Consider the following 16,089-nt stretch of genomic DNA (forward strand, 5'->3'; position numbering starts at 1 on the left):
AAGCAAAGAAGTTAGGCGGGAGATAAACTGCCCGTAAAAGCCCGATTGGTTCAACTAATAATCAGTGGGGGATGAAGAAAACCCCCACTGATTAAAGTTTCACTTTATCAACGATTTACATATATGTTAGGTATTTTCATGTGAAGAAAGAATAGACGAGCAGTTTTCCTAAAAAATGTATAGGAGAAACAACTATGAAGAGCAGACAGATTTATATGGATCCTCCGAAAACATTAGTAGTAGGATTCGCTTTCATTATTTTCATTGGTACGATTCTTTTAACGCTTCCAGTAGCGACAACAGATGGGCAAGGCCTTCCTTTGTTAAATGCATTGTTTACAGCTACGTCTGCTACATGTGTAACTGGGCTTGTCGTAGTAGATACCGGGACAACCTTCACGTTGTTTGGCCAACTCGTTATCTTGTTTCTAATTCAAGTAGGCGGCCTAGGATTTATGACGTTTGCCATCTTTTTTTCTGTTTTGTTAGGAAAAAGGATTTCCTTGAAAGAAAGGCTGCTACTGCAGGAGGCATTGAATAATTTATCGATTGCCGGCATTGTTCGTTTAGCAAAAAGAATTCTTATTTTTACAGTTGTGATTGAATTTATCGGCGCAATTTTATTAACAATTCGCTTTGCATTTGATATGCCGCTTTCCAAAGCGGTGTATTACGGGATATTTCATTCCGTTTCAAATTTCAATAACGCAGGATTCGATATAATGGGAAATTTTAAAAGCCTAACTGGTTATGTAGAAGATCCAATTGTTACATTGGTAATCTGTGCACTCATTACACTGGGCGGTATTGGTTTTATCGTTATGAATGAAGTATATGAATATAAACGGATTGGACGCCTTTCTTTGCATACGAAGGTAGTTCTGTTTACAAGTTCTTTGCTAGTGGTAGTAGGAACGCTTCTAATTTTCTTATTGGAATTTCATAATCCCAAAACGTTACAACCGTTATCAGCGTTTGGGAAAGTTTTAGCTTCTTTATTTCAAGCTATCACGCCAAGAACAGCTGGGGCAAATACACTCAATATTCCGGATTTACACCATTCAACCCTGTTTATTATTATTATCCTTATGTATATCGGGGCTTCTCCTGGATCGACGGGTGGAGGAATTAAAACAACTACATTTGCAACCCTTTTAGGAGCAGTAAGGTCACAAGTAAAAGGAAAAGAAGATGTAATCTTTTTTCGAAAAAGAATTGCATACGACACAATTTATAAATCACTTACCGTTATGTTAGCTGGTCTTTTTATCGTTATAATCGCTGCCATGCTGCTAACAATAACAGAACCGGGGAAGGACTTTTTAATGATTCTCTTTGAAGCAACTTCCGCCTTTGGAACGGTAGGGCTTTCTATGGGACTGACCCCTGAATTATCTCCGCTTGGTAAAATCATCATTATTTTAACGATGTTTGCAGGAAGGGTAGGGCCATTGACCATCGCTTTTGCTGTTACGCTGCGAAGAAATTCAGATCCGTTCAGTTATCCGAAAGGGAAAATTATGATTGGCTAGGTGTTTATTCATCCTTAGAGGAGCGATAGGAATATGAAAAGGCAATACGCAGTTATTGGGTTAGGAAGGTTTGGTTCAAGTATTGTAAATACATTAGTAGAAGCAGGAAATGAAGTATTGGCAATAGATAGCAATGAAAAACGTGTAAATGAACTTGAGGATGCTGCCACCCATGCAGTGATTGCAGATGCAACAGATGAAGAGGTATTAAAAGCAATTGGTATTCGGAATATTGATACAGTCATTGTGGCAATTGGAAATGATATTCAAGCAAGTATTTTAACAGTCTTAGTACTAAAAGAATTAGGAGTAAACAAAGTTGTAGTCAAGGCGCTTAATAAACGCCATGGCCAAGTGTTGGAGAAGGTAGGAGCAGACTGGGTCGTATTTCCTGAGTGGGATATGGGCGAGCGTGTAGCCCATCAGCTTATGTTACCGAATGTTCTTAATTTCATTGAACTCGCCAAAGATTATAATATTGAAGAAATTAAAGTGCCTTCCAGTATGTCAGGGAAAAGTATCAAAGAACTGGATATTCGAGCGAAGTTAAATTTAAATGTTATTGCGATTAAAAGTAAGGGGAGAATTAATATTTCTCCTTCCCCAGATGAAGTTGTGCAAGAAGGGGACGGTTTAGTTATGATTGGAGAAAAGAGAAATTTGCATCGTTTTGCAGATTTTGAATAAGCAGTAAGCTCAGAAAGAATGAAACCGACAAGAATCCCCTTTTTATAGGGGGAGACGAGAGCGTCTGGCCGTGCATAGAAGCGGTCAGGGTCTATTTTTACCACGTGTCATGCTTAAAACAAAAGGAGCAAGCGAGTAGCGGGTATGCTTTGTTTTGCATGGTAGAGATAGAGATGTCAAAAATTGAAATGGATATATAAACGAAATGAAGAAAAAAGCGAAGTCTTCAGCAGACTCCGCTTTTTCATATACAACAAACCGCAAAACTGTTATAGCCTAAACTTAGGTTTGTCATGTTTGTTCAAAAGCTTTAAAAAGAATCGATATTTCCTTATTTTTGTGGAGGTCCCACTTTTAATTATTTGATTCCTTCTTTTAATGTGATTGCATCTGTTGTTAATGTTTTCCAACTATCTTTAGCTGAATCCAAGGTCGGTTTTAAGAATTTAAATTTATTCTGATCAGCTTTTTCAGATGCTTTTTCAATATGTCCTAGTACTCCTGCATATTTAGAATCTAAATCATGCCATTGTGCGGACATATAAGTAAGAGAACTAATGGCTTTATCAATCGCACTATGCATCTCACTAATATTATTAAACGCAACTCCAACTACACGATTTAATGTTAGTTTATAATCTACAGTCTGACGTAATTTTGCAAATTCTGGCTCTAACCAGCCTAACTTACCTCTTGCATCACCTATCATTATACCACCAGAAATCATTACGGGAATAAAGCCGGTTTTTACCATTATCCATCCTTTAGATTCTATGTCTCTCTGATAGTTTATGTCTGCCAAAACCTCATTTAGACGCTTTTGATCGGTTTCAACATCAGCACCTTGGGTTTTTAAAATCGATTGCAAGAGATCTTTATCGCTCCCAAATGCTCTAACATCTTGTCCAATATCTTCTTTTAACTTAGTTAATTCTTGTATTAACTTTTGTGCATGCTCTTCGTTTTGTTGAATTTCACTTCGTAAATCTGTAATTCCTTTTTTTAAAGTATCTCCATTCCCTGTATTAATCGCCTCTACTAATGTTCCATAATGATTGTGAAATTTTGTATCGTACTCAATAATGTCTGTCAATGTATCTAAAAGCTGTTTTTTTACTTGCGTATTCCATGTAACAGCATGTTCTCTAGCATTCTTTTGATCTTGTACAATTTTACCAGGTAAGTCTGCATACCCATTAATATTAATTCCTTCAAAATTCACATCTGGATTATTAATTAACAAGTAAGAATAGTCATTCATGGATTTTGCAAATACCGCAGCATCTTGCAAAGCTTTTTTCATCTGTTCTTCATTTGCTGAAAGAGACATATCCTCATTGTTAGTCTGCACGATTTCACTTGCAAAAGTTGCTACTGGTGTGACTGCATAAGTTGTCGTTATAGTTAAAAACGTCGATACAGCGAGTAGTTTGTAAGGGATTTTTTTTATCATTTCATAATCCTCCTATGCAGGTTTTGATTATAAGTTCTATTCTTTTTTAAAAGTGAAATTAGTTCTGTATCTTTATGAATATCATCCCAACTTTGTTTCGTAGTATTTATAGTGAAAGGCGAAGTCTTTCATCAGACTCCGCCTTTTCGGTTTATAAGGAATTATTAATTGTTATACTGAAATTTAAAGATGTAATCCTGGATTCAGAACCGATACTTCCTTATTTTTGTGGAGTAACAGTTTCCACTTTTAGTTCTTTTATTCCGTCTTTTATTGTGACTGCATCTCCGTGTAATGTGTTCCAAAGATTTTTAGCTGTCTTCAAGGTAGGTTTTAAGTAGCCAAATTTATTTTCATCAGCTTTTCCAGCAGCCTTATCAATCTGTTTAAGTACCCCATCATATTGATTATCTAAATCATCCCATTGCGTTTGCATATAAGTAAGAGCATTAATTGCATTATCAATCGCCTTATGCATCTGATCAGTATTATTATACGCAACGCCAACTACACGATTTAATGTTGTTTTAGAATCTACAGTCATCCGTAGTTCTGCTAAATACGGATTTAACTTTCCTAAATTATCTCTTGCTGTACCTACTATTATACCGCCAATCCACCATAGGCCAAAAACGCCAACCTTCATTGTTGTAAATCCATCAGATTCTAATTTTTTATAATAGTTTACTTGCCCTAGAACTTCATCTAGACGTTTTTGATCGTCCTCAAGCCCAGCTGTTTGATTTTTTAAAATCGAATACAATTGTTCTTTATTGCTTCCAAATGCTCTAACATCTTCTCCAACATTATTTCTTAACTCAGTTAATGCTGTTATTAAATTTTTTGCAGTCTCTCGGTTTTGTTGAATTTCAGATCGTAAATCTGTAATCCCTTCTTTTAAAGTATCGCCATCCCCTGTATTAACAGCGTCTAGTATTGTGTCATAATAATTATCAAACGTTGTATTGTATTCGACAATGCCTGTCAATGTATCTAAAAGCTGTTTTTTTATTTTCGTATCCCATGTAACAGCATGTGCTCTAGCATTCTTTTGATCTTGTAAAATCTTACCAGGTAAATCTGGATACCCGTTAATAGTAATCCCTTCAAAATTCACATCCGGGTTATTAATTAACAAATAAGAATATTCATTCATAGATTTTGCAAATACCCCAGCATCTTGCAAAGCTTTTTTCATTCCGTCTGTATTTGCAGAAAGAGACGTATCTCCATTGTTAGTTTGATTGATTTCACTTGCATAAGTTGCTACTGGTGAGACTACAGAAGTTGTTGTCAAAGCTAAAAGCGCTGATGCAGCGAGTATCTTGTAAGGGATTTTATTTAGCATTTCATATTCCTCCTATATAGGTTTTAATTTTTAGTTCTTTGTTTCTTGTGTAAAAGCAATGTCTTTCGAAATGAATTCTGCATCTTTATGAATATCACTCCAACTTTGTTTAGCAGCTTTTAAATCATCAAGTATTAAAGAAAGTTTCTGATCTTGCATAGAGTCGATATTATCATGTAAATCTGTATAATTGGCCCCCATTGTATTCCATTGTTTTTGGATATTTGTTAGAGACATTATCGCTTGATCCACTGTTTGATACAGATCTGTCAAAGTTGCTTTCGCGTTAGTAAGCGAAATAACTGCTTGGCTAGCAAGATCAGCTTTCGTACTTAATTGTCCGATTTTGTTAGAAATTGCGTTATAGGAGTCCATATTCTTAGACGCAATGACACCAGATGCTGTTCCTAAACCGATACCAGCTGCACCGAGAGCCGTAAGGCCACCAACAACAGCTGGTGTTGCTGTACCGCCAGTCACAACAATTACTACCGTTCCTGCAATGGCTGCAGCAACTAAAATGAATGCTCCCAATCCACCGCCAATTGACCATGCTAATACATTGTTAAAATGCTCTGTCTGAGTAGAACGTAGCTTCTCAATTTCAGCTTGAAGTTGTGGAATCAGTGCATTATTTCCGGCTAATAGTGCCGTTAATCCACCTTGTCCATCTGGACCACCAACATTATTTTTAAACCCTGTAGAATTGTCATACAGTTTTGCTTTGAAGTCTTGTAACATCTTAATTACTTCTGTAACTTCTTGTGAATTTGTATTAATTGTAGTGATTAAATCATTTAATCCATCTTTTAACTCTGCTTTATCTTTCTTTTGTACAGCAGCTGCCAATGTATCGTAATAATTTTTAAATTCTTCATCGTAATTTACAATATTACGTGCTGTTTTTTGAATTTTCGGCTTCGCTGTGTCTAACCAATAATTCGCATTGATTCGTGACAGTTCCTGATTCAGGTGAATGCTTTTAAGTAATTCTGCTCCTTCTGAACCTAAATCAATACCGGATAAATTTACATTTGGTTGTTTAATCATTGTTTTTGCGTACAAATCCATTACAAGAATATGAGATCCTGTTTGAGCTAATGCTTTCTTCAGCCCTTCAGGCCCTAATTCATAATTCCCTACTTTTTGTTCTTGAGCGGTTTGTTCCTGTGCAAGTACATGAATAGTGTTACCGTTAGTAGCAGTTATAACCGTTGCAAGAGTGGCTACAGCTAACACCTTAAATGGAAGTTTTTTCATAACGATTCTCCTTCTCAGTTTTTTGATAGATTCTTAATAATCTTTATATTATTTTTATTAAATTCTTAATATTAAAACTTATTAACTTGTTCTCCAAGGTAACTTGTTACATTTTTTAATTGTCTTAATGTATCTTTTTGAGACTGCTGGTCAGTTGTATCAACATTAGTAGATAATTTTGTAATATTATTTTTGATTAGATTCAAATCTTCTTTATAGCGTTTTAGTAGGTCAAGTTCTACATCTACTTGATTTGCAAATGTATGTAAATCATTTTGCGTAATAAGAAGCATTGATTTTTGTAAATCTGCTACTGTTAGGTTTTTTGTTAAATCATAAAACTTTTGGTTTTGTTGCTCTAAATCATCTAAATGTGCTCGTTGCTCTGCTGTTAGTTTATTTACTTCAGCGAAGGCACTATATGTTTTTTTGACTTTTTCAGGGTCAATAACTTTCGTAAGGTCATACTCTTGTGTCTTTGTAATTGCAGCTGCAGCTAGTTCGCCTTTTCTGTTTTTCTCAATTGCTTCACGAGCTTCCTTTTTGGCAGCTTCAATCTCTAGAGCAGATTTACCTTTTTCTTTCAATTCCTGCTCTACTTTTTTCTCTGCTTCTAAAATAGAGTTGTTAATTTCTTTTCCTTTGTTATACGCCGCCACTGCTGTTTGAGCAGCTGGTTCAATGATATCTTTTGAAAGGCTGTAGACTTCTTTGAATATATTAAATCCTTGTTCATTTAAAGCGCCTGGTAACAATGCTATTTGTTGTAAATCATCTTGAATTGATTTTTGGGTATTTTGTATTTCATTTTTTAGTTGGTCTATTTTCCCTGTTCCATCTGAACTTAGTACACCTTGCGCTTTTGTCACATCAGTATCGAGATCTGTAAGTTTTTTATCGAGTTGTAATTTAAGATCTGTTAGTTCATTAATTTGACGCTGCACGTTATCTTGGTTCGTCATAGCCATGTCTTGAAGAACTTCAAGTCTATCCAAAAACCCTTCTTTATCCTCTTTATTGTCTACAAATCCTTTTAATGCTGGATAATAGCTATTAAATTTAGTCACAAATCCTTTACTTTTTGCATTTAATAGAACTAATTTTGGATAAAGTTCCGATGACCATTCGTTCATATCTTTCTTGATTAGGTCTTGGTTTGTATTTAAAGATGGGACTTCCATTAGTTGTATATTAGGATTTACTAAAGCTTTATCTATATATGTTTGGATTAATTTAGATTGCGCACCTAATTTTCGTAATGATGAGGAAATATCCGTGTTCTCTTGTTGCGTTTCGGCCTTAACGATTGGCGTTGCGAGAGCATTGATAGGAATATTCGCTCCAGTAACAATGGATGTTATTAAAAATCCTGTAATTATTTTATTTTTCATTCCGTACACCTCTTCACGATTGTCTTTTTACAATTTTATTTATACTATCTTGAACGATCTATCGCTTTGTTTTCTCCTTGCATAATTGAGGTAGGAGAATTCTTTCGGATAGAATGTTAAAACAAGAAACTCTCGTTATTATCTATTTTTATAGAATGTAAGGACCCTACGCCCTCATTGTAAACATTATGTTTTTAATAAGTAAATAACAAAATTTCACCGCTTACATCTAATGATTATGGTATTTCGTTTTTTGTATTTTAAAAACATTATATCTAAAAAGTTAAATACTATGAATCGCTTTACTAAGTGAAATAATTATACTTTGATAATTAAGCCTAAAATATAATGATTTGTATTTATCTATATGAATTATTTGATAAAAAATTTTTTTAATATAATTTAATAGAGCTTTGTATGTTGCTTTCCTTTATTTAGGAAATGCAAAATTGCATATAAATATGGTCATATTAACAATAAATAATCCAAAATATTATTATCCTATGAATAGTAATTATATTCCCTGTAAGCATTACGGGGGAAAATTCCCTTCCGTAGGGAATGAGATGAGATATGCTAAAAATATTACGAAATGTACACCTTTAATAATATTTTTATATATAAATTATTTTTTACAGAATGGTTGATTTGTGAATTTCGTAAAATAAGGCTCTAATCCCTTTAGTGGAATATAAAGTTATCACGACAAAATGTACCAAATATGAACTTATATATTTGGTAAAATAGATGAGGTAATTATTTATATGGTTGTTCTAGGGGGAGTATTAGGTGTTGAAAAAGTTAGTAACACTACTTATTTGTAGTGTGTTTGCCTTTAGTTTAGCGGCATGCGGTAATAATGCGAAGGCGACAGAAAATAAGGATACAAAAGCAGCAGAACAAAAAAAGATTGAGGAACAAAAGAAGCAAGAAGAGGAAAAGAAAAAGCAGGAAGAAGTAAAGAAACAACAAGAAAGCAGTACATATGAAGATGTCGCAGTGGCGGATCGCGAAAATAACACGCCAAACAGTACGGAAAATAAAGTGCAACATGAAAGTTTAGTAACAGGTTCAATTCATCATATTGATGATGAAAAAAATATGATGAATACGAATCGTGTTGTGAATGCAACTGTAATGAAAAATATTGACGGCGATACGTTGAAAGTGAAATTAGAGAATGGAAAAGAAGAAACAGTACGCTTTCTCCTTGTTGATACACCGGAAACAAAGCATCCACGTCTAGGCGTACAACCATTCGGACCAGAAGCAAGTGCATTCACTAAGAAATACGCAAGTGAAGGAAAGAAAGTTCAGCTTGAATTAGATGTAAGTGATCGTGAAAAATATGGACGTCTATTAGTTTATGTATGGGTAGATGGCCAAATGTTAAACCGATTATTAGTGGAGCAAGGATTGGCACGCGTGGCATATATATATGCTCCGAATACAAAGTATGTTGATTATTTGCGTGAATTCCAAACAAAGGCACAGGCAAATAAAAAAGGCATTTGGAGTGTAGAAAACTATGCAACAGATAACGGCTTTGAGAAGAGTAAAGTAGCAAAGCCTGCTACACCTGCACCAGCTCCGAAACAAGCACAACCAGAACCAAAAACAGAACCAGAACAGAAACAACAAGTGCAACAACAACCAAATAACAACTTACCACAAGGTGAATATCATTTTAGCAGCTGTAAAGAAGCAAAAGCAGCCGGGTTCTCCAATATTCCGAAAGGTCACCCAGCTTATTCTTCTAAGCTAGACCGAGATGGCGATGGGATCGCTTGTGATAAGTAAATACAAAAAAGGATTCGCTTAATACGCGAATCTTTTTTTGTATGTTACTCGCTGCTTATTGATAAGGTTATACTTAACAATCAAGATACCTATATAAATTCATTTTAAAAAATAGTAGGTGGAGTGTATGAGTCGAAAAGTGATTTTCCTTTTGATAAAGTTACAGCATCTTCTTGTGGGAATGCATACGCATACTCTATTACTTTTTCCTTGTTTTCTTCCTTAATGTTTGTGAAAAATCTCCTTTCTAATGATACATCATAATTACTTGGATTATTTTGACGACGGGTTGAAATATATAAATCAGGATTTACAATTGCATAGGAATTTTCTTCTAATAATTTATTTTTCTTCCAAACAGTGTTTGCATCTAATTCTTTATTATAAATCATGTAATATAATAAAATGCCTATATGAATTAAAGTTATTTTTTTAATTATAGGTACTGAATAATAGTAGTCGTAGAAGGAAAAGAAGTAAAAGGTGTATCAGATGAAAATGGTGTGATTTCATGGAACAACCTTCCTTACGGAGAGTATCAAGTTGTCGAAACAAAAGCAGTTTTTTAAATGGTCAAGAGGGACTGGCTATGTATAGGAGCGGTCAGGGTCTTTTCCTGCCACGAGCAAAGTTTTAAAACAAAAAAAGATAGCAAGGTGTAGGTCCATTTTTATCATCATGGCAGCAATCTATGTGCTCAAAAATGAAAAAAACTTTTTATAGGTAAGCGTATTTCTACTTAAATCATACCCCTTACCAAACTTCTAAACGAGATGTATGGCTGAGTAGTTACAAAATATTGCTTTTATGAATCGTTGTAAGGATTTGAATTTCTCTTAGAATAGAAAATTCGAATCCTTTTTTTGTTTGTATATCTTTGAGGCAAGCTAGGTCTCACTAGGTTTCTCAAAAGAATTAATAACGTCATAATCATTATGCAAGATATTTGCAAGACTTTTGTAATACTTCTGAGAGAGAAATGAAAGATTTGTTATATAAGATGAAGTCAAGATTACTAGTAAACGTACTCATGACCTGAGAAAACAAGGAGGAAAATGATAATGAAGGAAAAGAAATTGAAGCCGGCATTCGCTGTATTAAGCAGTGTAACGATGGCACTAACTTTAGCATCGCCTGCTTTAGCTGAAACAAAGCCTGAACAAGACGGAAAAGTGGAAACCTTTAAAGAAGATAAAAATCTAAAGGACGGACAAAATATTATCTATGGTGATTCTGGAAAAAAAGGAATCATGATTAAGGAAGAGGTTCAGGAAAATAATGATTGGGACGGGGATGGTATCCCTAATGAACTAGAAGAAAAAGGATTTAAAATTGTATTTAATGAAAAGACAGGGAAAAATGAAGCCCAGTTATATGACCTAGAGAAAGACTTTGGGAAAAAGAGATTTATAACAAATCCTAGGAGTGCAAACTCAGATGGAGACCCTTTTACAGATAGCTATGAAGTAGAGCATTATGATAGTGATTCTGATGTAGATTTTAACCCGATGATCGCGAATGTACCAAATCTACAAATTGCTGTAAAACGTATTGATATTACTCCCGTTGCTAGTATTACGGATTCAAAAGGTGAGTCACGTACTAAAACTTGGGAAAAAAGCTTATCTGTACAACATTCTTTTAATGTTGGCTTAGCTGGCGAAGCTGGCGTTGAAGGATCAGCAGCGGGTCCTGTACCATCGGGTAAGGGATCGTTAAATGTAGGGTATGGTTATTCCAATACAAAAACAGAAACAGAAAGCATCTCTAATAGTTTTGACTGGTCGACAGCAACTACTGTTGATTCATCTAAAGCAGCAAATGTGAGACTTCATCTAGAATATAAAAATACGGGTACTGCATCTGCTGGGGATGTTTCACCTCACTTTAACATTCGATTAGGAAATAAAATTATTAATACTGTAAAGGCAACACAAGATCGTTATAAAGCCAACTTGTTAACTACAGCAAAAGGTGGAAACAATAAAACTGAAATTCTAATGGATAGTGTAGAAGGTCAAGCGGATGTGAAAATTTCCCTAACACTGGATGAATTAAAAGCAGTAGAACAAGGGGCACCTCTTTCTATTGAAGTCTTGCCTACTAGTACGATGAATGTGTATACGATGAAAGATGGACAATTTGTAAATTTAGGAGATTGGTCGCATTTTGCATCAAATGTAAATGCTTCTACTACATTAGTAGAAACAAGCTACGGTTCTATACCAAAATATAGAGTCTATACACCAAGAACGGGCAAGGAAAAGCCTGCTAACATTAATCATAATCTTTCACTAGACGAATTCCTTGCACATACTGAGATAGGTAGTAACGGTTGGGTAGCGAATTATGTAGTAAATGGTCGACTAAACCCAGAGCGAGAGCGTTATGGTCCAAATCGGACCCTTTTAGAACGAGGTAAGAACCTTGGTTTCTTTGATAACCGTGCACTACGACCAACTCTATCATATAGCAGTTATGATTATAGCAAGAAAAAGATTTACGCATCGGTTATACCAGGGGTATTTAACTTGAGTGAAGAAATCTTTGTGACGGTTCGTAATAAAAAAGGTGAGAGCCAAAAGGTAACATTAGTTCGAAATCAGAATTCAAATGTGTATGAATCTAAAGAAAATGAACCTGTAGACTTAGCGGTAAACCGTGTATCTCTTGGAGAAGCTCAGGTGAAGTTTGAACTCAGTGATGTAAAAGACAATAAAAATGAAGTCTGGACGCCTCTTATTTCAAATAAAAGCTATCTAGAAGCTATCGATAAATTAGTAGTAGATAATTCCGGAGAACCTATTCTAGAAGGAAAACAGTACTATTTGAAGACGAATGTTAACATACGTGAAGGTGTACAGGAGAATTGGCACATTGGATTAGACCAAACAATTAATGGACGATATGTACACTTTTCACCTCAGTCCAGTTGGGATAGATTGAGACTTGGTCCTATACAAAAAGCAATACATGGAGACGACATTCAAGCAACACCAGTAATAATAGAAAGAAAAGGACAGCCTAAACCAGGACAACCATTCAAAAAAGATGAAGAAGTGTTCCTTAAGTTTACTAACAGTAGTTATGGTGGTTACCAGTATTTAAATATTGGAAATGGTTATGATTATAGCTGGTTAGATACTGAAAATAATAGATCTGCTATTAAATTAGACAAGCTTCCTGATCAGAAGAGCTTCTATCTAAAGTCTGATTCTACTTATATCACATTTAGACAAAATAATTGGCAAAGTACTGTTGCAGATAATGGTAGCGCCCCAGTTGTATCTTCTAGTGCGTTTATTTTAAAACCTGAGCATACAACTTCACCAGGTAATAACCATAAATGGGAATTTGAAAGTATTAAATAAAGTAAGAAATCATCAGACTGCAAAGCGTTTCTTTCTGAAGGCTTTGCGGTCTGTTTCTGTTTTTTTGTGAGGTAATATATAAATACAAATTAAAAAGCCGACATGAAAGCCCTTTTTTGGGAAGGATAAGAGCATCCGGTCAGGGTCTGTTTCGGCCACATGCAATGTTTAAAACAAAGGAAAAAAAGCGAGTGCAAGTCATTTTTTGTTCCCCGCAGCAGCAAATGATATGTTGAAAAGTGACATTGACATAAAAGTGAATTATAAGTAAAATAGTGTAAAAAAACACTTTATTAGAGGTTCGACACTATGAAACAAAAAAGTTTAAATATAAAATTGTCTATCATACAATTATTTGTTTTCGTACTTAATTTATTTATATTCTCCTCAATGATGCGCTTTTTACCTTGGTTTGTTGAAGATGCTTTCGGCTGGTTTGGGATTTTAATTACTGCTCCTGTATTATTAGGTATTGGAATCGTTATGATCTATCTTCAGAAGAGTAAGGGATATGCAATTTCAGCAATGAGAAAAATGATTCCTTTTCTTGCGTCAATCTTTTCAATTTATATTTTATTATCATATATCACTGATTTTTCTGTTATAATGGCTCTTGCAGTCAATTTTGGAATGGTTATCATAACAATTGTATTTTTACTACAAGATATTATTAAGCCTAGTAGAAATTGATTATTGCATTGACAATTTATAAGAAAGTCTCCATTGATCGCAATGGGGACTTATATTATGTAAAAAAAGCCTTTCTACCTCTATGCCTGAAATGTAAAAACTTCGATATGTAATCCTTCAAGGATTGTAAATATACAGTATTCTCCTTTTCAGTATGTCATCTGAATTGTATCATTACTTTTCATGACTTTTTCGTGAATGTATGGCTATAGCACTTGACTTGGAATAGATATATTGATAATTATTATATTTGCATAAAAGATTACTATAAGTATTTTATATATATACAAGTTAAAAAATGGCATATCCCTCTTTTCCTTTTAGGGGAGACATCTGGTGCGTATAGAAAACAATGTTTAAAACAAAGGGAGAAAGTCAGTAAAAGGCATAGTAATGATATTTATGTCAGAAAATTCAAATGTATGTATATAATGGAATTATTTCCACATTATAAGAAAAGAGCAGCGGGGGTTCTAGTTATGAAACAAAGAATTGTAATTGTAGAAGATGAAGAGAATATTAGAGAAATATGTAAAAGGTATTTAGAAAGAGATGGGTATGAAGTATTTACAGCTGAAAATGGAGCAGAAGGCTTGAACGCATTTCAGCAGTATCAACCAGATTTAGTCATTTTAGATTTGATGATGCCGAAAAAAGACGGTTGGGAGCTATGCGAGGAAATTCGTCAACAATCTAATGTTCCTATTATTATGTTGACCGCTCGAGGTGAGGAAAGAGATCGGATTTTAGGCTTAACAATCGGAGCAGATGATTATGTGACAAAGCCGTTTTCGCCTCGTGAATTAGTATTAAGGGTTCAAATTATACTAAGAAGAGGAAATCAACCAGTAGTACAAACGAAAGAACCGGAATTAAAAATGATAGAGTTTCCAGATTTGGAGATTTATCCAGCGAAGAGAAGTGTGTTTGTTTGTGGGCATGCGGTGGACTTAACAGTTAAGGAATTTGAAGTACTTTATACGATGGCCAAACATCCAAAACAGGTGTTTTCTCGGTCGCAGCTTCTTGAACAAATTTGGGAATTTGAATATGAAGGCTGTACAAATACAGTAACCGTGTTAATGAGTCGTTTGCGAGAAAAACTAGATAAGCATACGACAAAGAACCGTTGGATTCATACAGTTTGGGGCATAGGGTATCGTTTTGATCCAAATGGAGGAAATGAAACATGAAATTACGTTATCAATTGTTATTGATGAATTTATTAAGCACGAACATCATGGTCATTGCGATATGGTATGGTGATAGGAAAATGTTATTGGAACCGGAACAAACACGGTTATTAACAGGAATTGCGATTGTAGCAATGCTTCTTTCAACTTTTATCTATTGGCTATTAACACGTCCGATTATGAGGTCCATTCAAAATTTAATTGCATTATCACATCAATTTAGCGATAGACATTTTGAAACGATGTATATAATTGGAAAGGAACCACAAGAATTTAAAGAACTCGCAACTGCTTTTCAAGAGATGGCGAAAAAGTTAGAAGAAGGGTTTACGAAATTAGAAGAAGGGGAAAAAGCGCGTACAGAGCTGATTGCCAATATTTCACATGACTTGCGAACACCTATAGCCAGCATACAATTGATGATAGAAGCATTACAAGATAATGTAATTGAAGACCCTGATATGAAGAAGCAGTACTTAGCGACAATATTAAAGGAAATGCAAAGATTAAATGGTTTAATTAATAATTTATTTGACCTTTCCAAGTTAGAACTTGGACAAGAAGAGTTTCATCCGAATTTAACCCATGTGGATACAGTGCTATTAGAAGTACTAGATTCACATTCTATCTTACTAGAAGAAAAACAGATGCATTTAGAAGTGCAGGTGTCTGATACATTGCCTCGGCTTTGGATGATGCCATGTAAAATAGTACGGGTTATGAGTAACTTGTTACATAATGCAATCCGATATTCCCCTGCAGCTTCCACAATTGACTTGATTGTAAAGGAAGATAAGCAGAAACAATATGTTCAATTTATTGTGCGCGATGAAGGACAAGGGATTTCATATAATGATCAATTACGTATATTTGACCGTTTCTATAGAACAGATCAGTCCAGAAGTTCACAATCTGGCGGATCAGGGCTCGGATTAGCTATCGCAAAATCATTAGTTGAAATGCATAAAGGAGACATTGGTGTGCGAGATCGCTCAGATGGAAAACGAGGAAGTGAATTTTGGTTTACACTTCCAATAAAGTGAAACTTTAATCAGTGGGGGTTTTCTTCATCCCCCACTGATTATTAGTTGAACCAATCGGGCTTTTACGGGCAGTTTATCTCCCGCCTAACTTCTTTGCTTTTACTGAATTTTGAGGTGGGAGTATTACTGCCCGTTAATGCGGGATAAAAAGTGAAAGACTTTTGTAATAGTTATGTTATAAAAATGAGAGGTTTCCTTGCTAACATATAAGTGTTAGAGGAGGGAGATTACTTTATGAACAGAAAATATATATTCCTTATTGGAACATTTGTAATTGTTGGGGGGATCTTATGGTCGTTATTCCGCCCAGAGAAATTATTC

General features: G+C 34.7%; 11 protein-coding genes and 2 pseudogenes. 8 read left to right on the forward strand and 5 right to left on the reverse strand.

Going from position 1 to position 16,089, the window contains the following annotated elements; genetic code table 11:
- The first annotated feature begins 194 nt into the window (after positions 1 to 194).
- Both BM211_RS24185 and BM211_RS24190 read left to right on the forward strand, forming a co-directional pair.
- A complete protein-coding gene (locus BM211_RS24185) occupies positions 195 to 1,532 on the forward strand; it encodes a TrkH family potassium uptake protein (protein ID WP_090999986.1) in 1,338 nt (445 codons plus the stop codon).
- Positions 1,533 to 1,565: 33 nt separating this feature from the next.
- A complete protein-coding gene (locus tag BM211_RS24190; RefSeq protein ID WP_090999988.1) occupies positions 1,566 to 2,219 on the forward strand; it encodes a potassium channel family protein in 654 nt (217 codons plus the stop codon).
- A 358-nt stretch (positions 2,220 to 2,577) separates the two neighbouring features.
- On the opposite strand, the gene BM211_RS24195 is transcribed toward BM211_RS24190, so the two are convergent.
- The 4 genes from BM211_RS24195 to BM211_RS24210 all read right to left on the reverse strand — a co-directional run bounded on the left by BM211_RS24195 (position 2,578) and on the right by BM211_RS24210 (position 7,671).
- Positions 2,578 to 3,672 carry a hemolysin BL regulatory component HblB gene (locus BM211_RS24195; protein ID WP_090999990.1) on the reverse strand — a complete coding sequence of 365 codons (1,095 nt, stop codon included), beginning with the start codon at positions 3,670 to 3,672 and terminating at the stop codon, positions 2,578 to 2,580.
- Positions 3,673 to 3,892: 220 nt separating this feature from the next.
- The gene (locus BM211_RS24200) at positions 3,893 to 5,020 is read right to left on the reverse strand and encodes a hemolysin BL binding component B (protein WP_090999992.1); all 1,128 of its coding nucleotides are present in this window, start codon (positions 5,018 to 5,020) and stop codon (positions 3,893 to 3,895) included.
- A 30-nt stretch (positions 5,021 to 5,050) separates the two neighbouring features.
- Positions 5,051 to 6,280, reverse strand: coding sequence for a hemolysin BL lytic component L1 (locus BM211_RS24205; protein ID WP_090999994.1), 1,230 nt, complete (start codon positions 6,278 to 6,280; stop codon positions 5,051 to 5,053).
- A gap of 71 nt (positions 6,281 to 6,351) precedes the next feature.
- Entirely contained in the window at positions 6,352 to 7,671 is a 1,320-nt protein-coding gene (locus BM211_RS24210) for a hemolysin BL lytic component L2 (RefSeq protein WP_090999996.1), read from the reverse strand.
- 789 nt (positions 7,672 to 8,460) lie between these two features.
- Between BM211_RS24210 and BM211_RS24215 the strand changes: the two genes are divergently transcribed.
- The gene (locus tag BM211_RS24215) at positions 8,461 to 9,471 is read left to right on the forward strand and encodes a thermonuclease family protein (protein WP_256217203.1); all 1,011 of its coding nucleotides are present in this window, start codon (positions 8,461 to 8,463) and stop codon (positions 9,469 to 9,471) included.
- 137 nt (positions 9,472 to 9,608) lie between these two features.
- On the opposite strand, the pseudogene BM211_RS24220 reads toward BM211_RS24215, so the two are convergent.
- Positions 9,609 to 9,932: pseudogene (locus BM211_RS24220) on the reverse strand (AraC family transcriptional regulator); the annotation flags it as partial.
- On the opposite strand from BM211_RS24220, the pseudogene BM211_RS26620 reads away from it, so the two are divergent.
- The 5 genes and pseudogenes from BM211_RS26620 to BM211_RS24240 form a co-directional block, all read left to right on the forward strand.
- Positions 9,924 to 10,031, forward strand: a pseudogene (locus BM211_RS26620) (prealbumin-like fold domain-containing protein); the annotation flags it as partial. The pseudogenes BM211_RS24220 and BM211_RS26620 overlap by 9 nt on opposite strands.
- A gap of 501 nt (positions 10,032 to 10,532) precedes the next feature.
- Positions 10,533 to 12,842 carry a binary toxin-like calcium binding domain-containing protein gene (locus BM211_RS24225; protein WP_090999999.1) on the forward strand — a complete coding sequence of 770 codons (2,310 nt, stop codon included), beginning with the start codon at positions 10,533 to 10,535 and terminating at the stop codon, positions 12,840 to 12,842.
- Between the two features lie 309 nt (positions 12,843 to 13,151).
- Positions 13,152 to 13,532: a hypothetical protein gene (locus tag BM211_RS24230; protein WP_091000001.1), complete on the forward strand. Its 381-nt coding sequence runs from the start codon at positions 13,152 to 13,154 to the stop codon at positions 13,530 to 13,532.
- A 479-nt stretch (positions 13,533 to 14,011) separates the two neighbouring features.
- Positions 14,012 to 14,725, forward strand: coding sequence for a response regulator transcription factor (locus BM211_RS24235; protein WP_035436196.1), 714 nt, complete (start codon positions 14,012 to 14,014; stop codon positions 14,723 to 14,725).
- The gene (locus BM211_RS24240; RefSeq protein WP_091000003.1) at positions 14,722 to 15,768 is read left to right on the forward strand and encodes a sensor histidine kinase; all 1,047 of its coding nucleotides are present in this window, start codon (positions 14,722 to 14,724) and stop codon (positions 15,766 to 15,768) included. Before BM211_RS24235 ends, BM211_RS24240 begins: the two co-directional genes overlap by 4 nt.
- Positions 15,769 to 16,089 lie beyond the last annotated feature (321 nt).

It is taken from the genome of Bacillus sp. 491mf, from assembly GCF_900112415.1.
GTDB lineage: Bacteria > Bacillota > Bacilli > Bacillales > Bacillaceae_G > Bacillus_A.